This is a genomic window from Desulfogranum marinum, assembly GCF_963675105.2.
GTDB lineage: Bacteria > Desulfobacterota > Desulfobulbia > Desulfobulbales > Desulfobulbaceae > Desulfogranum > Desulfogranum marinum.
In genome coordinates, this window is record NZ_CAXXRO010000004.1 from 1,807,276 (window position 1) to 1,833,794 (window position 26,519).

Annotated in this window: 20 protein-coding genes; 18 read left to right on the forward strand and 2 right to left on the reverse strand. The window is 41.3% G+C overall.

What is annotated here, in order from left to right; translation table 11 throughout:
* Positions 1-121 precede the first annotated feature (121 nt).
* The 4 genes from ACHZCY_RS16725 to ACHZCY_RS16740 all read left to right on the forward strand — a co-directional run bounded on the left by ACHZCY_RS16725 (position 122) and on the right by ACHZCY_RS16740 (position 7,347).
* Entirely contained in the window at positions 122-1,024 is a 903-nt protein-coding gene (locus tag ACHZCY_RS16725) for a glycosyltransferase family 2 protein (protein ID WP_319549717.1), read from the forward strand.
* Between the two features lie 54 nt (positions 1,025-1,078).
* Complete coding sequence (locus ACHZCY_RS16730; protein ID WP_319549718.1) at positions 1,079-3,457, forward strand: spermine/spermidine synthase domain-containing protein; 2,379 nt, start codon at positions 1,079-1,081, stop codon at positions 3,455-3,457.
* Between the two features lie 22 nt (positions 3,458-3,479).
* Positions 3,480-5,534 carry an HAD family hydrolase gene (locus ACHZCY_RS16735; RefSeq protein WP_319549719.1) on the forward strand — a complete coding sequence of 685 codons (2,055 nt, stop codon included), beginning with the start codon at positions 3,480-3,482 and terminating at the stop codon, positions 5,532-5,534.
* A 316-nt stretch (positions 5,535-5,850) separates the two neighbouring features.
* Positions 5,851-7,347 (forward strand): glycosyltransferase family 2 protein, encoded by a 1,497-nt coding sequence (locus ACHZCY_RS16740; RefSeq protein ID WP_319549720.1) that lies wholly within the window; start codon positions 5,851-5,853, stop codon positions 7,345-7,347.
* Between the two features lie 13 nt (positions 7,348-7,360).
* On the opposite strand, the gene ACHZCY_RS16745 is transcribed toward ACHZCY_RS16740, so the two are convergent.
* Positions 7,361-7,573 carry a hypothetical protein gene (locus tag ACHZCY_RS16745; RefSeq protein ID WP_319549721.1) on the reverse strand — a complete coding sequence of 71 codons (213 nt, stop codon included), beginning with the start codon at positions 7,571-7,573 and terminating at the stop codon, positions 7,361-7,363.
* Positions 7,574-8,840: 1,267 nt separating this feature from the next.
* Between ACHZCY_RS16745 and ACHZCY_RS16750 the strand changes: the two genes are divergently transcribed.
* From ACHZCY_RS16750 to ACHZCY_RS16810, 13 genes are all read left to right on the forward strand, one after another.
* Positions 8,841-10,730 carry a glycosyltransferase family protein gene (locus ACHZCY_RS16750; RefSeq protein ID WP_319549722.1) on the forward strand — a complete coding sequence of 630 codons (1,890 nt, stop codon included), beginning with the start codon at positions 8,841-8,843 and terminating at the stop codon, positions 10,728-10,730.
* Between the two features lie 50 nt (positions 10,731-10,780).
* Positions 10,781-11,548, forward strand: a complete 768-nt coding sequence (locus tag ACHZCY_RS16755; protein WP_319549723.1) for a sialidase family protein — start codon at positions 10,781-10,783, stop codon at positions 11,546-11,548.
* 44 nt (positions 11,549-11,592) lie between these two features.
* Positions 11,593-12,591 (forward strand): SGNH/GDSL hydrolase family protein, encoded by a 999-nt coding sequence (locus ACHZCY_RS16760; protein WP_319549724.1) that lies wholly within the window; start codon positions 11,593-11,595, stop codon positions 12,589-12,591.
* 266 nt (positions 12,592-12,857) lie between these two features.
* Positions 12,858-14,084 (forward strand): hypothetical protein, encoded by a 1,227-nt coding sequence (locus tag ACHZCY_RS16765; protein WP_319549725.1) that lies wholly within the window; start codon positions 12,858-12,860, stop codon positions 14,082-14,084.
* Between the two features lie 65 nt (positions 14,085-14,149).
* Complete coding sequence (locus ACHZCY_RS16770; RefSeq protein ID WP_319549726.1) at positions 14,150-14,908, forward strand: acyltransferase; 759 nt, start codon at positions 14,150-14,152, stop codon at positions 14,906-14,908.
* Positions 14,905-15,882: a lysylphosphatidylglycerol synthase transmembrane domain-containing protein gene (locus ACHZCY_RS16775; RefSeq protein WP_319549727.1), complete on the forward strand. Its 978-nt coding sequence runs from the start codon at positions 14,905-14,907 to the stop codon at positions 15,880-15,882. The genes ACHZCY_RS16770 and ACHZCY_RS16775 overlap by 4 nt, the downstream gene beginning before the upstream one ends.
* Positions 15,883-15,933: 51 nt before the next feature.
* Complete coding sequence (locus ACHZCY_RS16780) at positions 15,934-18,000, forward strand: lysylphosphatidylglycerol synthase domain-containing protein (RefSeq protein ID WP_319549728.1); 2,067 nt, start codon at positions 15,934-15,936, stop codon at positions 17,998-18,000.
* A 47-nt stretch (positions 18,001-18,047) separates the two neighbouring features.
* The gene (locus ACHZCY_RS16785; RefSeq protein ID WP_205222711.1) at positions 18,048-19,007 is read left to right on the forward strand and encodes a glycosyltransferase family 2 protein; all 960 of its coding nucleotides are present in this window, start codon (positions 18,048-18,050) and stop codon (positions 19,005-19,007) included.
* A 12-nt stretch (positions 19,008-19,019) separates the two neighbouring features.
* Complete coding sequence (locus ACHZCY_RS16790; RefSeq protein WP_319549729.1) at positions 19,020-20,072, forward strand: glycosyltransferase family 2 protein; 1,053 nt, start codon at positions 19,020-19,022, stop codon at positions 20,070-20,072.
* Between the two features lie 8 nt (positions 20,073-20,080).
* Positions 20,081-20,905, forward strand: a complete 825-nt coding sequence (locus tag ACHZCY_RS16795) for a glycosyltransferase family 2 protein (protein WP_205222709.1) — start codon at positions 20,081-20,083, stop codon at positions 20,903-20,905.
* Positions 20,906-20,932: 27 nt separating this feature from the next.
* Positions 20,933-21,850 (forward strand): glycosyltransferase family 2 protein, encoded by a 918-nt coding sequence (locus ACHZCY_RS16800; RefSeq protein WP_319549730.1) that lies wholly within the window; start codon positions 20,933-20,935, stop codon positions 21,848-21,850.
* Positions 21,851-21,867: 17 nt separating this feature from the next.
* Entirely contained in the window at positions 21,868-23,298 is a 1,431-nt protein-coding gene (locus ACHZCY_RS16805; RefSeq protein WP_319549731.1) for a sugar transferase, read from the forward strand.
* A 187-nt stretch (positions 23,299-23,485) separates the two neighbouring features.
* Entirely contained in the window at positions 23,486-24,196 is a 711-nt protein-coding gene (locus ACHZCY_RS16810) for a Bax inhibitor-1/YccA family protein (RefSeq protein ID WP_205222706.1), read from the forward strand.
* Positions 24,197-24,290: 94 nt separating this feature from the next.
* On the opposite strand, the gene ACHZCY_RS16815 is transcribed toward ACHZCY_RS16810, so the two are convergent.
* Positions 24,291-25,250 carry a hypothetical protein gene (locus ACHZCY_RS16815; RefSeq protein WP_319549732.1) on the reverse strand — a complete coding sequence of 320 codons (960 nt, stop codon included), beginning with the start codon at positions 25,248-25,250 and terminating at the stop codon, positions 24,291-24,293.
* 297 nt (positions 25,251-25,547) lie between these two features.
* Between ACHZCY_RS16815 and ACHZCY_RS16820 the strand changes: the two genes are divergently transcribed.
* Positions 25,548-26,468, forward strand: coding sequence for a manganese-dependent inorganic pyrophosphatase (locus ACHZCY_RS16820; protein WP_319549733.1), 921 nt, complete (start codon positions 25,548-25,550; stop codon positions 26,466-26,468).
* Positions 26,469-26,519: the final 51 nt, after the last annotated feature.

Here is a 26,519-nt window from a genome sequence, read left to right on the forward strand (position 1 = left end):
TTTTCCACTTGTATGAGCCTTTACAATACAGTAGGCTTGTAACCTTTTTTAAATGATATGAAAATAGCTAGACAGATTCTAGCATTCTTTCCTTCTCAACCAACTAGGTATTGCTGCTGACATGAGTACCAAGGTTTCCGTGGTTATCCCCGCATATAATCACGAGCTATTTATACAGCAAACTATAAACAGTGTTCTTCAACAGACCCACCAGAATTTTGAGTTGATAGTCATTGATGATGGCTCAACAGATTCAACAGGTGATATCCTTAAGCGTATAGAGGATCCACGTCTTCTTTACATCTACCAGGAAAATCAAGATGCATTTAATGCCCTAAACCGTGGCTTGGAAATGGTGAGTGGTGAGTATGTTGCGATTTTGAATTCTGATGATGTCTATGCTGATGAAAGGCTGGAAATTTTAATTCAAGCTCAACAAAGGAGCGGTGCACACTGCCTTTTTACCGATGTCATCCCAATTGATGATTTTGGTAACATTTTTTCCGACCCCAATTTTGGATGGAACCAGTGGCATCAGAAAAATAGACATTTTTATTTCCAAAGTGGAGATCTGTACACCGCGTTTCTCAAGGGTAACTTCATGGTAACCACCTCTAATCTGTTTCTTACCCGGGAGGCTGCTGAAAAGGTCGGGCAATTTTGCTCACTCAGGTATCTGCATGACTATGATTATATATTTAGAGTTATGCTCGAATTTCCTAACCAGGTTCTTTATGTCCATGATCAGCAGTTACTCTCTTATAGAATCCATAGCGGTAATACATTGAGCGAAGCCGCAATTCTCGGTAGAGAACAGGATCAGTATGTCATAAAAAAATATTTACTGGCTGGAGTGCCTGAAGAATTACGTGCTTTAGTTGCAGCAGGTTCTGAGCGATTAGTTGAACTGGAACAGGAACTAGCTGATGTGCGAGCTCAGCTCACCCCTCCAGTTGAAGAAAGGGGAATAAAACAGCAAGGTGTTAGCTTGCTCCGCAGCGTGAAGCGGAAATATTTTACTTAGAATTAAATTGGTTAAAGTAACAAGGTCTTGAACCTTGCCAAAGGATAATAAAATATGTTGAAAATTGGTGCTGGTCTTCTTTGTATTGCAGCGACAACACTCATGCTTGAGTTAACGTTGGTGCGTGTTTTTGATGTTATCTGGTATTCGAACATGGCGTATATGATTATTACACTTGCCATGTTTTGCTTTGGACTTTCAGGGGTCTATTGCTCATTGCGCCCGATAAAGAAAACTACAGATATCAACAGGTATCTTTCCGTTCTGGCCTTTCTGTTTTCTGTTTTCAGTTTGCTGATCCTACCTGCCTTGAACCTGCTGCCTTTGGATTTTAATCTTTTGTACTCAGATCCTCTGCAGGCAAGTGGCTATTTTCTCATCATGTATTTCTTCTTGGTGATGCCTTTTTTCCTGGCAGGCCTGATTTTTACTACTGTCTTTTCTGCTTATGCGGGGAGAATACAAAAATTATATTGTTGGGATTTGACAGGTGCTGCAATCGGGTGCCTGCTGCTCATACCTTTTTTGCCTCCCATCGGTCCAGGAGGGATTCTGTTCCTTTCAGCCGGCTTGGGTCTCGTTGCCTCAGGGTGTTTTTCCGCTAAGAAAAGTTTCTCCATTGCAGCGTATGTTTTGGCTGTTGTTGTTGCCCTTGTTCCATTTTTAAAGAGTGATTATTTCGAATTTAAATCACACGTTAGTAAACGTGGTGTCAAGTCGGCCATGGAGAAGAATCTTATAGAAGATTCACATTGGGACCCTATATCAAAAATTGATGTAATTGATTTTGGTAAAATGAAGCATGTTGCCTATGATGGAGGGTCTCAGTCTACTTATATTATTCCTTTTGATGGTAACTTTGTAAAACTTCGTGAGGATATAAAGAAGGGCAGGGGGTATCATTTCTACGGCAGTTTTGTCTATGTTTCTCACGCACTGAAACAGGATACTGATCAGGATGTACTTGTCATCGGAGCCGCAGGCGGTTCAGAAATAAAAGCAGCCCTCACTTTCGGTGCGTCCCATGTTGATGCCGTAGAACTCGTAGGCTACGTTGTAGACCTCGGGAAAACAAAATATGCCAAGTATAATGGAGGCATTTTCAATAACCCAAAAGTGAATGCTCAAAAGGGGGAAGGGAGAAGCTTTCTTCGTTCAACAGACAAGAAATACGATATAATCCAGATTTTCAGTAATCATACGAGCTCAAGTATTGCTGCCGGCACAGGGGCAATGGCTACCACGTATCTTCAGACAGCAGAAGCCTATCAAGAATATTTAACTCATTTAAAGGCTGACGGCATCCTCCACGTAAATCATCATGTTTATCCAAAAATGATAAGCACCGCAGCCCTTGCATGGAAAAGGCTGGGTCGGAGTGATTTTCAAAAACATGTCCTTGTGATAGAGGCTGTAAAGGAAGGCTTTCAGGATAATCTGCCTACAATGATGATCAAAGAGAGTCCGTGGACTCCTGAAGAAGTCCAACAAGTACAATCATACTTTTCCCATGTTTTTAAATTAGTGGTCAACCCTCTTGATCCTTCAACCAATATGCTCTCAGCTGAATTCTTTAATGGCAATCTGACGGCAGCTACTGCAAACAACGTAGCCTATCAGGTGGAAGCATCTACCGATAATCGGCCATATTTCAATTTTTTAAGGAAATCAATCAAAAAATTGGATGCCGACCCTGATAATTTTATGAATTATTCAACTGCGGCTCTTCTTAATTCTCAGTTGAAAAATGGGTGGATTCCAAGTGATGTTGTTCATTTGTTTGTAACTGGTGGGGCTTCTCTTTTCTTTATCCTTCTCTTTATTGGTATACCCATGTTGTTTTCCAAAGCCGGTAGAGAAAAATGGAACGGGAAGATCAGCAGTTTGCTTTATTTTTCCTGCTTAGGGGCCGGATTTATCATCTTTGAGCTGGTGTTTATTCAAATATTCATGAAATTGATTGGATACCCTCTTTATACATATTCAACCGTGGTTTTTGCCGTTTTGCTTGCGTCTGGTGTGGGAAGCTTGCTTTCCGGTAGGCTTGGCGTAACACCGAAGAGGCTGTGGTATATGCCTTTTATTGGTATCTTTATATGCAGTATTGCATTGCTGCTGGTACAGCAGCAGTATTTTGAACTGTTTTTACAGTCTCCAACTATTGTCAGAATTCTTGCAGCCTTTGGATTGATTTTTCCTGTTGGCCTTTTTCTTGGGATGGCTTTTCCACTTGGAATTCTTACCATTGCCGATAAGCCTAACGGCTCAATTGCATGGGCATGGGCGATGAATGGCCTTTTTACGGTTGTCGGCGGATTGGCAAGCGTTGTATTGTCGATATATTATGGCTTTAATATCACTCTTGTCGTGGCTATCTTAATCTATTTTTTAGCTTTTATTGTATACGCCCGACTACGGGCAGCGGTGGTCTAAGGGGCTTGGCTTAGAGTATTTTATGAAATGGCAAACTTGTTATACTCTGGACTCTTTTCTCAAGAAAGGAGAGCAGCTTGCAAAGCAATGTGAGGTCATAACTTTTGATCTTTTTGATACCCTACTGGTAAGGCGTATCCATGATCCCGATCTTGTTAAACCTTCTGTCGCCCGTTTTGTTGCCAATAAGGCACAACGCAATGGGTTGGATTGGACCTGGCCACGGGTACAGACACTGCGAGATGAGATAGAAGCCGGTCAGCGGCAGGAAACAGGCAAAAGATTTGAGGACCATGAAGCGTGTTATCCTCAGTTTATGGGCGAATTACTCAAGCAGATTTTTCAGAAAAAGGCTGATGCGGACCTTTTGTCAGAGGTCACTGATTATGAGCTGATGATGGAAAACAGCATGCTTGTACCTCGAGCAGAAGTGGTGGAGTGGCTCTCTGCTTTGCATGCGCAGGGAAAGAAAATCTATGTACTTTCTGATGTGTATTTGCCTGCCAGTCATTTGAAAAGGTTAATCAAACATGCTGGTTTCCTTGATAGTGTCGACGAGGTTGTTTCTTCAGCAGATTCTTTTTTAGCCAAAGCGTCAGGATTGGCGTTCCCTCTCTTAAAAGACCGGTATCATCTGCGCTATGAAAGTTGGCTGCATGTAGGAGATAACCCTTTTTCCGATGGATTACGGCCAAGTGAAAAGGGTATTAAAGCACTCGTTTTACGAGATAGCAGCGAGAAATTTCGCAAGGCTGTGGTCAAGCGTTATTATAACTATTCGCAGGGGCAGCCTTTCTGGAAAGGGAGAACCGTCCAGCAGTTGATGCTGCCCATGGAAAAGGAAAGCAACGCATTCTCTCCAATGAGAGTCTATGGCTACAACGTCCTTGCACCTTTACTTGCAGGGTTTCTCCAAGGTGTAGCCGAGGACTGCCTCAGACAGGGTATTAAACGGTTGTATTTTTTTTCCCGAGAAGGCTGGATGCTAAAAAAAGTTTGGGATGAAATTGTACCCTTTCTCTTTCCAGAGCTTCCAATTCCGGAGACGAGTTACCTGTATGTGAGCAGGATGGCTTTGGCGGGAGCAAGCTGTGCACATCAGGGGTTAATTCGGCAGAATGCGGATATAGTTTTTCTTCCAACCGGCAATCGTGATTTTCGTGATGTTTGCCGCGTCTTCAGTCTTAAGCCAGAAGGCTTTGCAGAAATCCTGAATCGTTTTGATCTGCAGGTGGATACTGTCCTTTCTGGTCATCATGAAGGGTATCTTCCCGAAAATATTCAGCAGTTTCACCGCTTACTTGAAGATGACGAGTTTCAGGTAGAAGTAAAAAGACAAACAATTGATGCCAATAAAGCTTTGCAGTTATACCTGCAAGAGCAGCGTTTTTTTGAACATGAACATGTGGCGTTGGTGGATATAGGATGGCTTGGTACCATACAACGATTCTTCTTTGAGGCTGTAAGTCACCGAAAGGAGACCCCTCGATGTCAAGGATATCTTTTAGGAGCAACTCGCGGCATAGAATATCCCACTGCTTATAACAATTGTATCCACGGAATGTTGTATGACCGTGATCGCTTTAACTTGGCAGGCTCCACCATTTTGTATGCGCAGGATTTATTTGAAGAAGCTTGCCGAGCCCCTCATCCGACCCTTAATGGCTATCAACTCACTCCAGATGGTTTTACGCTGGAGTTTCGTGATCAGCACGATGCAACGGGACAGGCTGAGAAAGAGCAGGACGAGTTCTATAAAGAATTACAAGAAGGTATAAAAGAGGGAAGCCGTCAATATGGTATTGCCGCTAGTATCCTTGGCTTTAAGTTTAAGGATATCCAGCCGTGGCTGCATTATTTACTGGTGAGTCGCCTCGCCTTTCCAAAAGCTGATGAAGTCGCTACTATCAGACATAAACATCATCTTGATGACTTTCATGGTCATCACTCCCCAAGTAATAAAAAAATTAAAGGCCGGAAAGCGTTATGGGATAATTCGAGAAATACGCTCAGATGGAACCCGCTACTACGATTGAAATTCTTTTTGCGGTTGATCCGGGATAGATTACGAGAATAAATAGGTATGACATGAAACAACAGCTTGTGAGTAAATCGTTTGACCTGCCCGGTAATGAGATCGGTCGAGTCTCTAAGCTTTATCTGATAAATAGATTTGTTCCTCTTGGTAATCTCGGAGGGATGACCAGATTTCGAGAATTACTAATTTTGACGGTATTACATAGGTTCGGAGCATTGCCGTTTCGTTTACTCATTAGATACGAAGACCCTTTAACAAGATTGTATAAAAAATTAAAGGGATGATGCCGTTTATAGGGCAGAGGAGGTCGTGGCTCCGATGTTCTTAGCATCACTACATAACAAACAAGACGACAATGAAAAATGATATGGGAGTTGAAGTGGTAAGTCAGAGGAATTTAAATCCAAAGGGGCGGTTGCTTATTTTTATAGTCGCCTACAATGCTGAGCGTACCATTGAAAGCGTTGTGCAAAGGATACCGCAACAGCTTGGCGATCAGTTTGATGTAGAAATTTTGATTATTGACGACTCTTCACAAGATAATACCTTTGTTCGAAGTGAACTGGTCCGACGAGCAGGTATTGCCCCCTATGAAATGACAGTACTTTTTAACCCCGTCAATCAAGGGTATGGTGGAAATCAGAAAATTGGTTTTTATTATGCCCTGGAAAATGGATTTGATTGGGTTGCTCTTGTTCATGGTGACGGACAATATGCCCCGGAATGTCTGCCTCAGCTTATCGAGCCGTTGGCAGCTGGAGAGGCTGAAGCGGTTTTTGGGTCCAGGATGCTTGAAAATCGCTCTGCACTTCGTGGTGGAATGCCGTTTTATAAGTATGTCGGCAATAAAATTTTAACCAAATTTCAGAATACCCTTCTACAATCGGACTTAAGTGAGTTTCATAGCGGGTATCGTCTTTACGCTGTAGAAGCACTCGCTAAGGTACCTTTCTCACTGAATTCCAATGATTTTCATTTTGATACTGAAATAATTATTCAGTTCCTAACAGCGGGTCACCGCATTAAAGAACTCCCCATTCCTACTTTTTATGGAGATGAAATTTGTCATGTTAATGGCTTGCAATATGCCGCAAATGTTTGTCTGGCAACCTTGCAGTCCAGAGTCCAAAAGTATCATATATTTTATGATAGAAAATTTGATTGCAGGGCAAAAGAAGATGAGTCAAGAACAACACTGGAATATATAGAGTCAGCTGTTGTTGAAAGTTTAGCCCCAAATGCTTCTCTTCTTGTATTAGGTAGGATAGATCCCATTTTTGAGGAAACCTTGAGGGCCGAGGGGCATGATATTGTAGTGGTGTCGGCTGATGTGATTTTGAACGATGAGGAAGTCGATGTGTCGGGGGTTGATTATCTATTTGTAGCGGATGAAGTTGCTCTATCTCTACAGCCCGAGGAAATGGTAAGCTATCTCCTTAAGGTATGCAGCCATACGCCGAAAATAAAAATAATTTTTCACGCAGGAAATATCGCTTTTTTTCTTACCAGAGTATTGTTGCTCCTTGGTCGCTTTTCTTATACGAGAAAAGGGCTGGTTAATTTTAAACAAAAAAGGCTTTTCACCTTACGCTCCATGCGGAAGCTTTTTGTCCAGAACGGGTTTTCTATTTGCTCAACACAGGGCATGCCTTTACCATATAATCGCTTTTGCTCTTGGAAGACTTTTGCAGCTGTATGTAAAAATATGCATATTTTTCTTGCTAAGGTCTGGACTGCACTATTTGCATATCAATTTTTATTAATAGTGCAGCCTTTACCTTCCTTGCCATATCTTCTTGATAAGGCCGTTCATGTGTCCAGTACAAAGAAAGAGAACATTGATTGCGGGTAATGCAATACCTGAATTATTCAATGATAAACTCTTTACCGTGTTGAAAGGGTATATCTTTTCTACCTAGTCGAACCGCATCGTGACGTAGACTTCCAACCCTGACCATTGGGTGCAGGGTACCTGGCACTATATTGTCCGTTTTTATAACGACATAGGTGTTTTCTTTGCCGAGATCAAGTTTTTCCGCCTGGTAAATAGCATCTAAAAATCCTGGTATTGTTACCATTATTTTTCTGTACCCTTTTTCGGGGTGAAGTTTCTGATCGTAGAGTGTCACTGTTGAAAAAAATAAAAGTATTACTAACCAACTCATTTTGCTGGTGAATAAGTTTTTATTTAGTACAATTCGATCTAGTGAGAATAAAATAAAAAATAGCCAGAAAAACTGCCCAATATAAATATGACAGGGAAAGTACGTGCGATATAAGAGTATCTTTTTACTGAGAAATAGAGGAGCCAGTGATGCTAGAATTAGAGCCAAGAAGATAAGGCTCATTTTTAAGAAAAAATAATCTTTTCTTAGGCGATAATGGAGGAACAGATAGACAATTAGAAAAAAGAATACTTTGAAAAAATTTAGACTGCCGAGTAAATCAAGAAAAAATATTTTCTGGAAAAGAACAGTATATAGTGTGTGGCGAAGCCAAGGATCAAAAATATTTCCAAGTCGTAACATGCCTCCTTCAACAGACAAAAGATAGAAAAGAGTGGTAATTATTACGAGTGAGAGAAAAACATTTTTTTTGCGATCTTTAAAAAAGACGATGAGTAGAAGTGATATGGGTAATGCTACCACTGAGTAGGGACCTGACCAGATTAAAAGTGCTGCCAATAGGCTCAACGTAAAACAGCCGGCCCATGTTTTCGGTGGTGGAAAAAACAGTAAGGCTAATAACAAAATAACCACGTTGTACATTTGGAAGGTAAGTGATACGTGGTAATAAATATGATTCATCCCTGACAGGCCAAGAGTCAAGGGCAGTACCAAGAGGATGGCAGGTGTCTTGATTAGTTTGCTAAAAAGCAGGCAACTTGCAACTGTAATTCCAGTGGTCAGCGAGAACAAATGGTAAAGAAGAGGTTGATATCGTACGTCTTGTTGTGAGCTCAGCCATGCAACAAAATTGTTGAGTACATTGTAATAGCCGTTAGGGTGCTGGAAAATTGTAGAAAAATATCGTTTCCCTCCGTAATAGGCATTGAAATAGTGGACTGCATCTTCCATATACAGTCCTGGGTGCAGTAAATTATCAGAGGATCTGAGAAACAGGGCACTGGCATAGAGCAAGATAGCAGCGGCATAGATCCAGACGTTGGACGAGGGGGTGCTCCTCATATCTTCATAGGGAACTCGCCGGGAGGTGCAGTAATAAAATGATTTTTTTAGAACGGACATTTTGAAGTGTTAGTAAAAGTGTATCGTTGAATTCTACATGAGGAGAACTCATATTTGATTCTCTTTTAATGTATTTTTACAAAAGGAGCATGCCTTTATGGGGTCGTTAATTCAAAACAGCAGAACGACACGCTATTATGGCGGTGTTGTCGTTCTTTGTGTCGCAGTTGCCTTGTTATACTATTTTGGGGTTAGCCAGCGAGGGTATGTTGAACTTGAGGTTCAGACTGATAACGCTACGATATTTAAAGTTTATTGGGCCAAATCTGCTGGAAAGTGGTCGGAGCGCCATGTTGGTAAAATTAATCTGTATCCCAGTGTCTCTAAATATAGCTTTAAAATCGGCGATCTTGGATCAATTAAGCAATTACGATTTGATACTTCAGAGCGGCCTGCAACTGTGCAATTGCAATCCATCAAGATAAGCCAAACGGGATATGATAGTATACTCTTCCAAAAGAAGGAAGACTTTCAAAAATTAGCCCCTGTGGCAGGTATCGAAAATTCAACTATTGATGAAAACGGTCTTACTGTTGTCCCATCTACCGATGATCCTCAATTGGTTTTCAATATCTCTGATTTAAATAAACAGGGGAAAGCTTGGGCTGAACTATTTGTAATACTCTCTCTTACTTTAATTATTATTGGTATTGCTTATTTTGCAAAAGAACTAACCACAAGCGACCAATATGTTACGTATTTTTTAATTTTCGTGTTGGCATTGGTTTTTGTAATGGCGAGTATCAGTAAGCCTAATCGTCACCCCGACGAATTTGTGCACATATACGCTGGCGAATATTATTATGACCATAATATTCCACCAGCAATAGGTGATCCAGATATTTCACATACATATAGCAATTACGGTGTTTCGCGACTTCATTCTGGAGAAATCGTGTATTTATTTGCCGGAAAATTTGGAAAGATACTCGAAAATTTCCATCTTTCAAGATATTTCTCATTAAGAATGTTTAATGTATTTTTGTTTTTTAGTTTGATTGCTATTTCAATCTCTAGATCTGATTTTCGAGTTTTGCTAATTCCTTTGCTTATTTCACCTCAGATTTGGTACGTATTTAGTTACTTCAATTCTGATGCATTCGCTTTGTTTGTTGTTATCTTGTCAGCTTATCAAATTTCATCTGACCAATCAATGCTGAACAGAGCTCTTCTTTCAAAAGAAATTAGTTGGAAGACAATATTAATTTTTATCGTATGTGGTGTCCTATTATCACTCTTATTGCTCTTAAAGAAAAACTTTTATTTTTATTATGTTTTTATATGTTTTTATTTTTTGTGGAGAGCCTACTTTAGAAAATCGATATTGAACAAGGGTTATTTCTTGAAATTGTTGTGTGTGCTTGCAATTGGTGTTTCAATTTTTTCAGGAATTCGATATGTCGACTATAAAATAAACGATTTCGCTAAAGCTGATAAGCTTCTTGAAGCCAGAGAAAACCTTGCACTTGATATGTATAAGCCAAGTACCCCCCTGCACAAAAAGCATATGTATCTGCAAATGAAGGAAAGGGGGACGACACTTTCTCATTTTATAGATTTGGATCGTTGGGGCGAAAAGTCCTTTCGGACCTCATTTGGTGTCTATGGTTACACTTCGATTTCCGCACCTTTTGCCTACTATGATTTTGTCCGCATTTTCGGTTTGTTATTATTGGCAACAGTTACAGTAGCAATTTTTTATAAGGGGAGTGTGGAAGGTATTTCTCTTTTCTCCATCACTTTATCGGTTTCCTTAGGATTGATCATAGTTGCGCTGTACCATGCTTGGACTGTTGACTTTCAAGCCCAAGGGCGTTATTTTCTGCCGATTGTCGGCATGTTAGGTGTTTTGTTGATGCATACAAGACGTTATTTGTTTAACCCGGTTTTTATTTTTCTGCTTTTAGGCATGTATGGGTTATCTGTCTATAATTTTGTCTTTGTTGGGTTGCTTGGGATTGAAAAATATTGTTTTGGCATCGTTTGATGCCTGGCAATCTACGATCGCTACTGTTTTTGGTTGGAGAAAATAAGGTTATGAAGAGTCGCACGATTAAATTTTTGAGATATACAGTTTTGTACGCCTTGCTGATGCCTTTATTGTTGGCAACCGCTCAAGCCGACAATACCGCTTCTTTGAAAGCTGAAATAGCCTATTCAGCATCAGATGGTATGCGCAACGAGATTTTTACATCTACCTACGATGGTTTTGCATGGTCAGAACCGGAGCAGGTAACCAACGATAATGCCAATAATGTTCATCCCGCTATCGACATCGATCAGGGGGGCAACAAATATCTCTTCTGGACTGCAATCGATGAGAATGGGACTGCAGTTAAATATGCCATTTACAACGGTAAAGAGTGGTCTGAGGCAAAACTTCTTGCACCTTTTTTTGCCTCTTCGATTACACCGAGTGTCGCTGTGGACAAAAAAGGTCGTATCTGGATTGTTTTCGCGGGACATATTGATGACGATGACGACGATGATATCTATTTTGTACGTTTAAATAAAAACGAAGAAAAACAGACAGCTCAATTTTTGCACAAAACTAATGCGGTTCCTGATATTACGCCTTTTATCGCCATAAATGATCAAGGAAACCCTGTGGTGAGTTGGAAGGGATTTCGAGACGAAGTTTACTCAGAGCTGCAATCAACTTGGAGTAATGGGAAGTGGGGCGAAGAAATCGATATCGCCCCCGAACTTGCGAATTCCGAAGAAATGACTGAAGAGGAATCCGCTATTCTTTTGCCTGATTTTATTGATGATGACAGTCAGGTATGTATTCGTGTTTATAAATGATTAGACTGAGGGTTTGACAGTTTTTCGCTACTGGGAATTTGATTATGAATGTGAAAAATATTGGTGCAACAATATCTATTGTGTTTGTCAGTCTTGTGTTACTGACGGGGTGGACAGATGCTGCGGAGGTCATTGTCGCTTTTGGTGATTCCGTCACTGAAGGAAAAGGGGTTACTCCATATTCCAGTTATCTGCAGAATATGGTTGGTAGTTGTGCTTCTGTCGTTAATCAAGGCGTTGTAGGGGAGAGAACCAGTGGTGGTGTTAATCGAATAGATGAGGTGCTTGAAGCACACCATCCGACCTATGTAATCATTATGGAAGGATCTAATGATGCATTTTGGGAAGAAAGCTCTTCAACTATTAGTTTTAACCTTGGGACAATGATTGATAAAGTTAGGGCATATGGTGCTGTTCCTATCTTGTCAAATATTACACCTAATCTCCGTAATGAAGGCCAGGGATTGGCAATTCCAAATTATAACAATAAAATTAGTTCATTAGCCGCTGACAAGGACGTCACTTTTGTCGATGCATATAATAATGTTTTCCCTAGTTGGGCTTCATTGACTATTGATGGTGTACATCCTAATGAAGAGGGGGCACAGGTTTTAGCGGATTTGTTTTATGAAGCTCTACCCGTTTGTAAAGGGGGAAGCAGTGGTGGGACGAGCAGTGGGGACAGTGGAGGGGGGGGGTGTTTTATAGCTACAGCAGCCTTCGGGTCACCACTGGAATCTCATGTTGTTGTTCTCAAACAATTTCGGGATCAGATTTTGTTGAAAACATGGCTCGGCCGAGAATTTGTAAAAGCATATTATAAATACTCTCCACCGATTGCAGACACCATTCATGAGAGTGCTTGGATGCGGTTTGTTGTTCGTGTTTTACTCTACCCACTTGTGGGTTTGGGTCTTTGTATGGTGACGTTAGTTAATATGACAGGCTTGTTAAGTGTTTTTATGCTGCTTGGGTCGTTTTTTATCTCTCTGTTTTTAGCACGGTTGTTATATCGTAGGCTATGGAGTGCAAGAGTGAGTTAGGGGTTATTTTCCTGAAGAGATTTTTTTCTTTTAGATAGTGTGTTTAAATGCCACCAGAGTAATTTGGAGGCAGCATAGAAACACACCGCCTTTGCTTTGGCTTGAAACCTCGATGTTTCCCTTGATTTATGACCACCTTAATTTAACTTTTTTTTATGCGGCATAAAGAGTACCCACAGTGGATATGGCCTTGCCTTGGGATTGTTCTGCTAATTATTTTCCATTGTTTACGTTCATGGACTACTTTGTCTGTTCCTGGGCTCCACATGGAAGATGCACTTTTGTTTGGATATTACTATGGGCATGATAAAGCCTTAGGCAGTATTTTTTCAAGTCACACAGGACAACCCTATCTCACTTCAGTGGTTGATTTTTTTGCCTGGACTACTGCATTTTTAGATGTACAAGTGCAGCCTGTAGTTTATCTGCTGCTGGGTCATGTGTGCGCTGCTATTACCGCAGGCCTATTTTTTTTCACCGGCCTTGTTCGAAGTAGGGCTCTTATGGTTATTGGCCCTGTAGTCTTGGGGCTCACCGGACTTAATCACATATACTATTACATTACCCTGATTTACATTATGTATACAGGGGTTTTGGCTCTGATCCTCCTTCTTTTTTTCCCGCCTCCAACGTCCAAAATCGGTTACTTTGTACAAGCATTTCTCTTTGCTGTTCTGCCTTGGTGCGGCCCCTATTCCGTTTTGTTTTTACCTGTAGCCACTCTCTATATTTTCTTTTTTCATGATAAGGTTAAAGTACAGGTTATCTTATTAGGGTGCTGCTCCACTCTGATATATTTATTGACTGTGAGTGGCAGTACTATTCGATTGTCGCATTTTACCCAACCTTGGGTGATAAAAAGATACTTTCAGGTGCTGTTGGAAAAGGTAGTCTTTCTTCAGTTGTTTGATTATGTACCTTTGTATGCAGGGTTGATAGTCTTAGCTCTTATACTATTATTGTTTTACTTTTTCAGACATCAGGCTTTTTTTATAAAGGCGTCTGTGGTTCTTTTTGCCGCGATTACAATATCATTAAGCCTGTTTTTTTTGAGTATCAAATTTCCTTTGTATTTGTATACAAGTGATTGCCATCGTGTCGTTTCTGTTTTTTTCTGGATCGTTTTTCTTCTCTTTACCAGTGACAAACTCATCACTGCTGCGGGAAACCAATATCGTGTAGTGGTTTTATCCATCTTTTTAGTTTTATTTTCGGGCATTGTGTTAAGAGATAACTTTAAATATCCTAAGCGAGGGTGGGTCGAGCCTGTCCCGGATGTTTATGAGTTTACCAAGGCCGTATCCTTTGTTGAATCCTTGCAGCTGAAGGAGAAAAAACAGCAAGTGTGTTTAACTGTTGCTAACCACCCCTATCCACTTTTGGCTGCCCGTGTTTATGTCGGATACCATGGTGCTGACAGGCGTGAATTGCAACTAGATGATTTGAATCAAGATTTCCCATATTCACAATACATTTGTCCTGTCGAAGAATAGATCTTTACCTGTTTTTTACATCATCGATTAATTAAGTTTTTCTTAGTCAAGGGGCATTACACCATATGCAAAAGACGCATACTGCAATTACCAGAAAAAAAGGGGCCTTGAAAAAATACCAAGAGGTTATTGTCGGCTCATTGTCATTGTTTGATTTTCTGTATTTTGAGTGGTGCTGCTTTTTGAGCATTATACCTGGAGCCATTGGGCTTGCTGCTCGTAAAATATTCTGGCCCCGACTTTTTGCTTGCTGCGGTAAGAATACTGTGTTTGCCCAGGGAGTAATACTGCGTCGCCCCGGAAGTATTCGTTTGGGCACCTCTGTGGTGATAAGTGAGGGCTGTATTCTTGATGGCCGGAGCGATAAGGAAGAGTTTGCCATAACCATCGGCGATAATGTTATTTTATCCAATAACGTTATGCTTTCATGTAAGGATGGATCGATAAGTATCGGCAATAATGTGGGCGTAAATGCCCAGACGATCATTCAATCAACCCACTCTTGCCCGGTGGTTATAGGAGATGATACAATCATAGGTCAGGCCTGTTTCATCGTTGGGGGAGGTAATTATACTCTTGGATCGATTGATACCCTTACCAGAGAGCAACCTATTGCTGATGATGGTGGGGTTATGATCAAAGAAAATGTTTGGTTGGGTGGAAAGGTTACTGTCGTCGGCGGTGTTAGGATTGGGCAAGGGGCAGTGGTAGCTGCAGGTGCAGTTATGACCAGGTCAGTTCCTGAATTCAGCGTTTGTGTTGGAGTTCCTGCCAGAGTTGTTAAAAATAGAAGAGACGAGGATTCTTCCAACCGTCATTCATGAAAGTTAGAAATATAATTTTATTAATTGTTAAGCTTGCTGTCAGTGGTGGGCTTATTTTTGTTTTATATAGAAGGACACCACTTGATGAAATTCAAAAGGCTTTTGCTGGGTGTGATTATACTTTATTGGCCTTTGTTTTTTTAATTTTTGTTATCAATACATCACTCAGTGCCTGGAAATGGCGCATTTTCCTCTGCAGTGATAATATCAATATTCCACTGTTAAAATTAGTCGTGAGTTATTTAATTGGTGGTTTTTTTAATGTTTTTCTTCCCTCTAATATAGGCGGTGATTCATATCGCATGTATGATGTCGCGAAAAAAAGCAAAGAGAGGCTTAGGTCTGTAATTTCAGTATTTGCCGATCGATTGACCGGTTTTGTAGCACTTGTCTCGCTGAGTCTTATTTCTTCTGTGTTTGTGGCCGGTAAACTCGACAATGCTGCTCTCATTTTGCTGCCAGCCTCTATTTTTATACTTCTTATTTCTTTCCTGTATATGATATGGACGGAGAAGCCCATACGGTTTCTACTATCCTTGACAAGGCTTGAAAGAGTAGCTTTTATTGCCAATACCAGTGAGAAGGTGCTGGTAACTTTTGCCAAGTATCGATCTCAATCAAGGGTCGTATTGAAGGTAATGCTCATTTCTTTTGCCTTCCAATTTTTGCTTATCGTTGCTGTTTACCTTATGGCGAAAGCGTTAGGAGCGACTGTACCGTTCGTTTATTTTTCGGCATTTATTCCGTTAATTACTCTTATGGAGGCTCTGCCGATATCAATATATGGTTTGGGAATTCGAGACATAGGGTATGTATTTTTCTTTAGTTTTGCCGGTATGTCTGAAGTGGAGACTCGGTCGCTTGCATTACTTTTTCTGTTTATGACCTTGTTGTATGCCCTTGTTGGTGGATTTTTTCTCCTTTTTCGTCTTTGGGCCTCGCACAATGGGACCAATGAAGAAATGCAACAGTGATTGTGATTGTTTTTTTTTGTATATCGCGGCAGAGTGAGAGGGGGGATAACATTGCGAGGTGATTATTATAAGTATTTTTACCGTATTGCTTTGTCCATGGGAGTTTCAGCGGTGCTTCTGGCTATCCTTATTCAAGGCAGTCTGTCCTCTATATCTCTCTCATTTTTACCAAAACTTTTAGCTGTTATTGCTGCAGTACCTTTTAGCTGTGTTGCTTTGTATATTGCCGCTTCGGTCTTTCGTACAAGCTTGAGAGCCTACAGGTATCGAGTTATTGTGGCTGCTTCCGAAACACACGTTCCCTCATTTTTTCATTTTTTTCTGGTGACAGCATCAAGGAACATGTTTGTAGATATGCTGCCTGCTAGACTTGGTGAGCTAAGTTATGTCGCGATGTTAAACAGAGGGTATGCTGTTGCAGCTCCGACCTGTTTTTCCTCACTTATTATTAGTTTTGTTTTTGATCTTATCGCTTTAACATTACTCATTGTTTGTCTTATTCTTGTACAGATGCTTGGAACTGGGAATTTTTTATGGCTTGTGCCCATTCTGTGTCTGTTGTGTGCAGTTCTGATATGTTTTTATATGTTTTTTCTTCCTGCCCTTCGATTAATTACTGATAGACTTGGTCAGTATGTTTTTTTTAAAAAGGGGATTGGACAAAAGTGTAATCTTTTTGCAAAAAAAATCGTTGTCGCATTGGAAGAAGCAAAGAAAGCAGCGATTGGATGGCGCCTGTTAATCTTATCAATTGGTATAAGAGTCGGCAAATATGTTGCTTTATACGCCTTGTTCGTTGGCGTTGCAGTGAGTTTTCCCATGGTGCAGAATGATCCTGCAGCAGCTGTTATTGCTTTGATCAGTGCAGAGGCGGGTGCTTCATTGCCTCTTCCTGTTTTTATGGGATTTGGGGCATACGAGGCTGGTGGTACCTTGGCAATGGTTGCCCTTGGAGCAACTAAATCTGTTTCCCTTGTTATGATGCTGGCCTTGCATATAGTCAGTCAAATTGTCGATTATATTTTTGGCGGTATTGCTCTAGTTGTTTTTTTTCTTACAGCGACCAGCATTGCTGTGGCGGATTCGGTTTTAGAAAATCGTTTTTTTAAGCGTGCTGCCCTTGTTGCAGCGATTGTCCTTGCGGCAGGTTTATTGCTGTTAGTACCACAACTGAGAAAGGTAAAAAAGCTGGGGGCGATTCGACCACCCGATACTGGACAGATTGTAGAACGTGAAAATGATGAGCCTGTTGCAGAAGTGCTCGACAGAACACATGGATTCATTGTGTGGAGTTCAAATAGGAACGGGAACCATGATATTTTTAAATATTCTTTCCAGGATAAACAAATAATACAGCTTACTTCTCACGCACATACAGAGTATTTTCCCCGAATATCACCGGGCGGTGAAAAAATAGTTTTTGCAAGGTCAAATGTTCCATGGGTATCGCAGCGTAACCATTATGCCTGGGATGTTTATGTGTTGAATTTGGTAGATGGGGTGGAATCATTGCTTGCACGAAACGGTACCTTTCCTACCTGGTCTCAGGATGGGCAGGCAGTATATTTTTTAAGGGAAGGGTATAAGGTAGTTGAGCTGGATATTGCGTCTGGTCATGAAACTGTGGTATTGCAGACCGGTGAAAATAGTGTGTTGCCGGAAACAGTACGGTTGGAAACTCCCTCAGTTAAGCCGCATGATGAACTGGTTGCTCTGACATTACGTGGTAGTGAACGGGCTGTGGTTACAATGGGTCCTGATGGAAAGCTTACTCAGCTTGGTCAGGGGTGTCAGTTGAGCTGGTCTCCGACAGGGGATTATCTCTATAAAATTGACCACGGTGGTAAACAGCAGAATGCAATTTTTTTTATAGATTCAGTAACCCTTGATATAAAGAAATGGTTTGACTCTCCGAGCAGTTACAGTCACGAATATTTCCCTAAAGTATCCAATGACGGTGATGTATTAGTTTTTGGTGCCAGTAAGGGAGGGCATGAGCATGATTCGGCCGACTATGAGATTTTTTTATGGGTCATAGGAACACCCTGGGAGTCTGTTCAGCGAATTACACATCACACAGGAAATGATTGTTGGCCTGATGTCTATATTGATAGATAAACAGAGTAGGTACAATAAGTTTACATACAAACGAATGGAGAGTTGGAGTGGATATCTCACTTGTTATCCCGTTGTTTAACGAAGAAGAAAATGTTGGTTTACTTTATGACGAAGTCAGCAGTGTTTTGTCAAAAATGGACTACCAATCTGAAATTATTTTCATTGATGATGGCTCCACAGATACAACCCTGAAGTCTCTTGTTCAGATACAAGTCGGAGATCCCAGAGTTAAAGTGGTCAGTCTCCGCCGGAATTTTGGTCAAACTGCAGCGATGAGTGCAGGTTTTGATAATGCTTCGGGACAAATTATTGTGACAATGGATGGTGATTTACAAAACGATCCCAATGATATCCCTACGATGATTGACAAGCTTAAGGAAGGGTTTGACGTTGTAACCGGATGGCGATATGATAGAAAAGATCCGTTTTTGTCTCGAAAACTTCCCAGCCAGATTGCCAATAAAATTATTTCCTGGGTAACCGGAGTCAGTTTGCATGATTACGGGTGTACGCTCAAAGCGTTCCGGAAGACTGTTATTCGTAATCTCAATCTTTATGGTGAAATGCACCGCTTTATCCCCGCAATTGCCAGCGGGATGGGCATCTCCTTTACTGAAGTGAAGGTCAACCACCGTGCACGACGGTTTGGAACATCTAAATATGGCATTACTAGAACCATAAGGGTCGTCCTTGACCTTATGACTGTCAAATTTTTGCTGAGCTATGCGACACGTCCACTGCATGTCTTTGGAACAGTAGGTGTGGCTTCCTCTTTTTTAGGCTTTTGTATAGCCTTTGTAATGATTATTCAACGGCAGTTTTTAGGGGTCGGTCTTGCGAATAGACCGCTGCTGCTCATGGCTGTATTACTTATCTTTATGGGGGTACAATTTATTACAATGGGGCTTTTGGCAGAGTTAGTTGTACGTACCTATCATGAATCTCAACGGAAACCGATTTATTTTGTGCGGGATATTTATGAAAATTCTGGCAAAATTGAAGGGTAGAGTATCTGTTTCGTGAAGACCTCTTCTGATGCTTTAGTCAATATTGTCATTCCCAATTGGAATGGGAAAAAATTTCTTGGCCCTTGTCTTGACTCCCTTCAATCGCAAACCTTTTCAGACTTTGTTGTTACGGTTGTTGATAATGGTTCTGTGGATAATTCTCTAGAACTACTTAACAATAATTACAGTTGGGTTCGAAGTATTTCCTTTGCAGAAAATAGAGGATTTAGTGCTGCTGTCAATGCAGGTATAGGTCAGAATGTTTACCCTTATGTCTTTCTTCTCAATAATGATACGGAGCTGGATGAAAATTGTCTGGAGCAATTGATCAGCATCGCGGAACAGTATAGCGACTATTCCTTCTTTTCTCCAAAAATGCTGAATTATTTTCATAGAGATATTCTAGATGGTGCTGGAGACGGTTTTCTTCGAGGTGGTGTAGGCTATAGACTCGGAACAATGGAAGCGGATGCTGCGATTTACAGTACCATGCGTCACGTTTTTGGTGCCTGCGCAGGGGCAGCGTTATATAGAAAAGAGTTCTTTGATACAATTGGCCTTTTTGATAATGATTTTTTTGCTTATTTGGAAGATGTAGACATTAATTTACGGGCTAATTTTAAAGGTCAGAAATGCTTGTATGTTCCTGCGGCTGCTGTCTATCACATCGGAAGTGCTACATCAGGTTCAAAAATTAATGCACTTACGATTCGTCTCTCAACCCGTAATACATTTTTTGTATTACTGAAAAATTATCCTTTGTCATTGTTTTTCAAGTATTTTTCACAGCTTTTTTTATATCAGTTCATGTGGTTTTGTTTTGTTGTCAAAAAAAGACAATTTATTCCTTATATACATGGAGTTGTACAGGCTGTAAGAAGTGCTCACGCGATGCGTCGCAAACATAGGTTGCTTTACCCTGAAAAATTACGAAAGCCTATAAGTGATCTCGATAAGATTTTGAAAACAAGTGAAATTGAAGTGCTTGACTCTATCATGCGTCGGCGCCGTGCATTGGGGAAAGGAAATGGCTGCTTCAATTTGTATAAACGTTTTTTTACTTGAGCTGCCGTATGGAAGCAGTCGCCGCAATAATTGTAACTCATAATTCAGAGGCAGTTATTCATGAATGTGTCGATAGACTTTTGCTGCAGACAGGTGTCACGTTATCTATTATAATTGTAGATTCAGGATCATTATGTTCTAAGTACCTGGATAAGTATACTGATAATGTTCGTGTTACTCTTTATCGGACATCAAACATAGGGTTTTCCGCAGCTAACAATATTGGATTTACCTTATGTCCTTTGGAAACTAAGTTCGTTGCATTTATCAATCCTGATCTTTTTGTGCAGCCGCAAACCCTGGAACACGCAATATTGCGTCTACAGCAAATGCCTCAGGTGGCATGCTTAACAGCAAAATTACTTCAATATGACATTGAACGAAATCTCCCGACAGGGCGCATTGACTCTACTGGTATATTTCGAAAATTTTATGGTCGTTGGTATGACAGAGGGCTCGGTCAGCAAGATGCGGGACAGTATGATCACAGTACCTTTCTCCCCGCCGCTTGTGGTGGGTTTCTCGTGTGTCGCAGAGAGGCGTTGCTAGAGGCGGCTTTACCTGAAGGCGGCATCTTTGATCCGGATTTTTTTTTATACAAAGAAGATATTGAACTGAGTCTACGGTTACGAAAACATGGTTGGGGAATCTTTTATGATCCTCGTCTAGTTGTCTACCATTGTCGAGGATGGAGTAAAAAACGAGCTGATATTGCTTATTCTTTAAGAGAAATGTCAGCCAGAAATGAAATTGTTTTATATCAAAAACACCCTTCAGTGTACGTTGTATGGGCAGTCTTTAAGTGGCTTTTGGTTAGAGTTTTTAAGATTTAGTTTATTTGTATGACTAATCAGTTGACAATGCAATGCTTGGTTACGGTCATTATACCCACCTTTAACGGTGAACCTTGGATTGAAGATGTTCTCACTATGCTGGATGCGCAATCTTTATCAATCCACGAGGTGCTGGTCATCGATTCGGGTTCTACTGACCAGACCGTATCTGTTTGTCAACGTCATGGTGTGCGGGTTATCAGTATACCCAACAAAGAGTTTGACCATGGCGGCACTCGAAACATGGCAGCAATGCACGCTCAAGGAGATATTCTCGTTTACTTGACCCAGGATGCTGTACCAACGGATGCATCTACTCTTGAAAAGCTTGTCGCCCCTCTTTTGCTGGATGAATCAATAGCCGTGACCTATGCTCGACAATTGCCTCATTTTGATGCAACACCGCTAAGCAAGCATCTGCGTTTTTATAATTATCCCGAACAGGGCTATATCCGTTGCTGGCAGGACCGCAAAGTCTATGGTTTTAAAACCATTTTTATTTCAAACTCTTGTGCAGCCTATCGAAAGGATGTTTTGGCTGAAGTTGGATTTTTCCCAGATAATGTTCTTTTTGGTGAGGACACCTGTACACTTGCCAAGCTGTTGCAACATGGTTTTTGTGTGCAATATGTAAGTGATGCCAAAGTGTACCACTCCCACAACTATACCTTTGTACAGGATGTTAAACGTTATTTTGATATCGGGGTGCTCCATGCCCTTGAGCAGACGTTAGTGTCCAATTTTGGTTCCCCTACAGGCGCGGGTAAACGCTTTGTTCTTTCTGAGATTTCCTTTCTTTTCAAGCGAAAAAAATATATACTCATTTTCCCAAGTCTCCTGCGTAACATCTTGAAATATGTCGCATATGGGCTTGGTCGAAGATATTCAGTTTTGCCGCGATCTTTGGCGCGTACCTTAAGTATGCACCATCGCTGGTGGAAATAACCATCTGCTACTGATACATGTCACCAATTCTTTCCTGGAACCTGCGTGAACGCAGCTCTGTGATTTATCGATTCCTGCACATCTTTGACTGCGTGCTGGTTTGTTTTTTTCTTTGGTTCTATGTGTGGATATATAATGTGCCTTGGTCACCCTATTATACCCACCTGGAGATCCTGCTTTTTCTCAGTTCATTTTTCAGCTTTCATTACTTTCAGCTATATCGTTCGTGGCGAGGTTGGAAATATTACCGTGAATTTATGGTGATTTTACAGGCATGGGGTGCGGTTATCGGCTTTCTCCTGTTTTATTTTTTCATGTTTAAAATCTCCATAGCCTATTCGAGAACTGTTTTCATCCTGCTGAGTCTCTCCACCCCGATCCTGATTTTTTTGAGCCATTTTTTGGTCAGAAAACTGCTTCGTTTTTACCGGACACAAGGGAAGAATATTCGCCATGCGGTGATTGTCGGTGCCGGAGATTTGGGAATACGGATGGCAAAAGATCTGGAAAACATTCCCTGGGCAGGTATTGAAATTATCGGCTTTTTTGATGATAAACTAGAGAAACAGGAAGTCCTTGCTCCCCTGAAAAAACCACTTTTAGGTAAAATAGGAGATGTCGAGACCTTTCTGGTCGAGCATGATGTGGATTATGTCTATATCGCTCTCCCTATGAGAGCGGAAAAGAAGATATTTGATATTTTACAAAATTGCCGCGATCTGGGGGCTCAGATTTTATTGGTGCCTGACCTCTATATATTTGGCCTGCATCATGCGGAGATTCAATCTTTAGGGGAAATGATTGTTCTTAATTTCAACCCTGAAAGACAGTGGAAAAGAACTTTTGATGTTATCTTTTCATCGCTGGTTTTGATCATTGGCAGTCCTTTGTTTCTTTTATTGGCCGTTGCGATCAAATTGGACAGTCGGGGGCCTGTTTTTTACCGACACCGAAGGATAATGGCGACTGGGCGCAGTTTTGCCTGTTTAAAGTTCAGAACCATGGTATCCGATGCAGAGCAACAGTTGGAACGTCTTTTGGCCGATGATCCCGATGTACAAGCCGAATGGGAACAGCATTATAAGTTGAAGCATGATCCTCGAATCACACGGATCGGCAAGTTTTTACGGCGAACAAGTCTGGATGAATTGCCCCAGTTTTTTAACGTGTTGAAGGGAGAAATGAGTGTGGTTGGTGCTCGTCCAATAGTCGGCAAGGAACTGCAGGCATATTACAAAGGCAATGGAGAACAAAGTGCCGGTCGCTACTGTTCCATGAAACCGGGCATTACAGGTCCCTGGCAGGTTATGAAGCGCAGTGATATTGAAAATTATCAAGAACGGGTGGAACTTGACGATTGGTATGTGTTAAACTATTCGCTGCGGACTGATCTGGTTATCATTGCCAAAACCATCAAATGCATGTTCAGCGGTAAGGGCGCGTATTGATATACTGCAGGTAAGACGATATATGTATATAAACTCTATGCCTGTAACGAGGAGGATAGCATTGTTTTCTACCGTAAAATGGTTACCCTAACAGATGAATATTAGTAATCGCCCCTGCTGGGTGATAAAGCTTGATGTTAACAAGTAAATAAACTGTGTAAATTGAGCAGCAAAGGAGTTGGAATACATGCAAACGCAAACGAATAATACAATGACCATGGCCCGTGCCAGGCAAGAAGCTTCAACCGTTTTTCTTGCTAAGGTGTTTAATTGGATGGCGATCGGGCTGGCTGTGACAGGGGTTCTGGCCTATTTCACAGCCCAGACAGGGCTTGCTCTGACCATTGCCGCCAGCCCGCTTTTTATTGTGCTGATCCTTGCAGAGCTGGGAATGGTTTTTTACCTTTCTGCCAGAATTGAAAAAATTCAGTCCGGAACGGCTACGGCGCTCTTTATAGGGTATTCCGTATTAAACGGGCTCACCCTTTCAACCATTTTTCTCGCCTACACCAGGGCTTCCATCGGCAGTACCTTCCTTATTACAGCTGGTATGTTTGGCGCTATGGCTGTTTACGGCATGGTTACCAAGCGGGATCTTTCCGGTATGGGATCGTTTATGTTTATGGGGTTGATTGGGATTATATTGGCTTCAGTCGTCAATATATTTTTGCAGAGTTCGAGCCTCTACTGGGCCATTTCCGTTATCGGTGTGCTTGTGTTTGTCGGATTGACAGCCTATGACGTACAAAAGATTAAAACGATGGGCGAGCAGGGCATCATGGAACAAGGAGAATCTGCCATACAAAAAGGTGCCATTATAGGTGCTCTTGCTCTGTATCTCGATTTTATTAATTTGTTTCTTATGTTGCTTCGCTTTTTTGGCGGTAGTCGCGACTAAGTATTTTTAATTATTCAGAAAAAAAGGCAGGTCTGATTTCTCAGGCCTGCCTTTTTTTTGGAGGGCAGGGCACTACAAGAGTGCCGAACGTGATCTATTGGTACGTTTCTAAAAGCTGATACAGCCGGTCCAGATAAAGCTCTTTGTAGACAAGTTGATTGGAAGCTTCTATTTCATCGATCAGCAGAGGCAAAGTGTCTGCAATACTTATTCCATGGCGATTGATGCCGGCAGAGTTAGCCTTGTCTACAATAAGGACGGCGTAGTAGTTGACGAGCAGTCTTGATCTCGAATCTCGTCGGAAAAGATAGGAGCGTCCTCCCATGGTATTGAGGAAAAATCCAGCGTATTCATATGATTTGTCAAGGGGAGCCTTCAGTGGGAATAGATCACTGCTGCAATCTGCGACAGTTATCCAGTTATAGAGCACAAGCCCGATATCCTCTATAACGTCTCTTTCTCTGTCTAGAATACTTTTAAGAAGCAGGATGTTATCTTTGCCGATGATCCGAAAAAAATGAGCCATATTGGTGAGGAGGGTATACAGATCATCTGTTTCTCTAGCTACTGTGGGAGGATTATCGAGAAGTGAATCGACCAGATTAATAAAATGAGTTTGGAGTGACGTCTGCAGGTTAACCGCTTTGATATATGGTTTGTTGTCCAGTTCGGAAAAAAAGCGGTGGAGCTTGGTTGCAAGGTCCTCGCATTGAGAAGCTTTTGTTGTTTGTTGATCGACAGGTAGAGGTATGCTTTCTACTGCGCTGGATGCAGATGATTTCACAACGCTTGGTGGAGACTGTTGCGGTGAGTAATTTTTTTGAGCAGCTTGTTCTTTTATTTTTTCGTCAACTGTTTGTTCCTGCGTGGGAGAAGGAGCAATGACTTGTGTGGCAGGTGGTTGCGGCTCGATTTTTTGATGCTGCCATGGCTTTTTTTCTCCAGAAAAAAGAAAAACCAGCATAATAGCGGCGAGAATAAACAATGCTATGCCGTATCGTGTGATGGAGTGTGTTTTTTTTCTTTTGATACGTTTCTTATCGGGGATGGACATTTTAATTAGGAAAGCTAGGTTGAAAGGCTGGAAGTTTGATATAACTTGTGCCTACTTTAGCAGATTGCAGCAAAATGTGGGCAATAAAAATGATTTTCAGGTAAAAAGCAGACGTTTACTGTCTAAAATAACTAGTAAATATCTCTATCGAACTCAGGCCTGGTTTTTCTGCTTGACGCTTATAAGTGAACGTTATAATATCGATCAATTTTATTGTTTCAAGACTCCGTTTGGATCAGGAAACAAAGCGCACAGTTACTGTGTCATCTACTTAAGTCTCTTGGAGGAAATTACGCTATGTCTGTTTATGTTTTTGGTCACAAAAGTCCGGATACCGACTCCGTAACCGCTGCTATTGCCTATGCGGAACTGATGAAAGCAAAAGGCGAAGACTATATCCCGGTTATGCAGGGTGCGGCTAACCCTGAGACCGTGACAGTATTGGAGCGCTTTGGAGTGGCCATGCCGGAAGTGATGACCGACGCTGCCGGCAAACAGGTTGCTCTTGTTGACCACAGTGATTTGAATCAGGCTCCTGATAATCTTAGCGATGGTGAAGTCGTAGCCATTGTTGATCATCACAAAATTGGTGATGTTACCACTAATAGCCCAATTTTTTTCTGTAATATGCCAGTAGGCTGTACAGGAACTGTTTTAAAGGTACTGTATGATCTGGATGGAGTAGCTATTGATCCTAAAGTTGCAGGGCTGATGTTGGCAGCAATTTTAAGTGATACTGTGAATTTTAAATCCCCAACCTGTACAGACGCAGATAAAAAAGCTGTTGCTGAACTGGCAACTATCGCTAGCGTAACCGACACTGATAGCCTGTTCATGGATATGCTGAAAGCAAAAAGTGCCGTAGCCGGCGTGCCTCCAATGGATCTGCTCAACCGTGATTACAAAGATTTTGACATGAACGGTAAAAAAGTTGGTGTTGGTCAGCTTGAATTGGCAACACTTGATCAGGTTGCAGATATGCGCGGTGACCTGATGAAAGCTATGGAAGAGATGAAAGCTGATGGTCGTCACTCCATCCTGTTGATGCTGACCGACGTTGTAAAAGAGGGAACCGACCTGGTAGTACTTTCTGATGAACCTGAGCTTGTTGAAAAAGCATTTGATGCAAAACTTGTTGATAATACCGTGTGGATAGATGGTATGATGAGTCGTAAAAAGCAGACTGTACCTAATCTGCAGAAAGCTTTTGGTTGCTGATTTATTGATTGAGTTGGTGTAGTCAAGGGCATATCCTTTCCAGGATATGCC

Coding starts and splice junctions, on each gene's coding strand:
- ACHZCY_RS16725 (WP_319549717.1), top strand. CDS start 122: ATGAGTACCAAGGTTTCCGTGGTTATCCCCGCATATAATCACGAGCTA.
- ACHZCY_RS16730 (WP_319549718.1), top strand. CDS start 1,079: ATGTTGAAAATTGGTGCTGGTCTTCTTTGTATTGCAGCGACAACACTC.
- ACHZCY_RS16735 (WP_319549719.1), top strand. CDS start 3,480: ATGAAATGGCAAACTTGTTATACTCTGGACTCTTTTCTCAAGAAAGGA.
- ACHZCY_RS16740 (WP_319549720.1), top strand. CDS start 5,851: ATGAAAAATGATATGGGAGTTGAAGTGGTAAGTCAGAGGAATTTAAAT.
- ACHZCY_RS16745 (WP_319549721.1), bottom strand. CDS start 7,573: ATGGTAACAATACCAGGATTTTTAGATGCTATTTACCAGGCGGAAAAA.
- ACHZCY_RS16750 (WP_319549722.1), top strand. CDS start 8,841: ATGGGGTCGTTAATTCAAAACAGCAGAACGACACGCTATTATGGCGGT.
- ACHZCY_RS16755 (WP_319549723.1), top strand. CDS start 10,781: ATGAAGAGTCGCACGATTAAATTTTTGAGATATACAGTTTTGTACGCC.
- ACHZCY_RS16760 (WP_319549724.1), top strand. CDS start 11,593: ATGAATGTGAAAAATATTGGTGCAACAATATCTATTGTGTTTGTCAGT.
- ACHZCY_RS16765 (WP_319549725.1), top strand. CDS start 12,858: ATGGAAGATGCACTTTTGTTTGGATATTACTATGGGCATGATAAAGCC.
- ACHZCY_RS16770 (WP_319549726.1), top strand. CDS start 14,150: ATGCAAAAGACGCATACTGCAATTACCAGAAAAAAAGGGGCCTTGAAA.
- ACHZCY_RS16775 (WP_319549727.1), top strand. CDS start 14,905: ATGAAAGTTAGAAATATAATTTTATTAATTGTTAAGCTTGCTGTCAGT.
- ACHZCY_RS16795 (WP_205222709.1), top strand. CDS start 20,081: ATGGAAGCAGTCGCCGCAATAATTGTAACTCATAATTCAGAGGCAGTT.
- ACHZCY_RS16800 (WP_319549730.1), top strand. CDS start 20,933: ATGCAATGCTTGGTTACGGTCATTATACCCACCTTTAACGGTGAACCT.
- ACHZCY_RS16805 (WP_319549731.1), top strand. CDS start 21,868: ATGTCACCAATTCTTTCCTGGAACCTGCGTGAACGCAGCTCTGTGATT.
- ACHZCY_RS16810 (WP_205222706.1), top strand. CDS start 23,486: ATGCAAACGCAAACGAATAATACAATGACCATGGCCCGTGCCAGGCAA.
- ACHZCY_RS16815 (WP_319549732.1), bottom strand. CDS start 25,250: ATGTCCATCCCCGATAAGAAACGTATCAAAAGAAAAAAAACACACTCC.
- ACHZCY_RS16820 (WP_319549733.1), top strand. CDS start 25,548: ATGTCTGTTTATGTTTTTGGTCACAAAAGTCCGGATACCGACTCCGTA.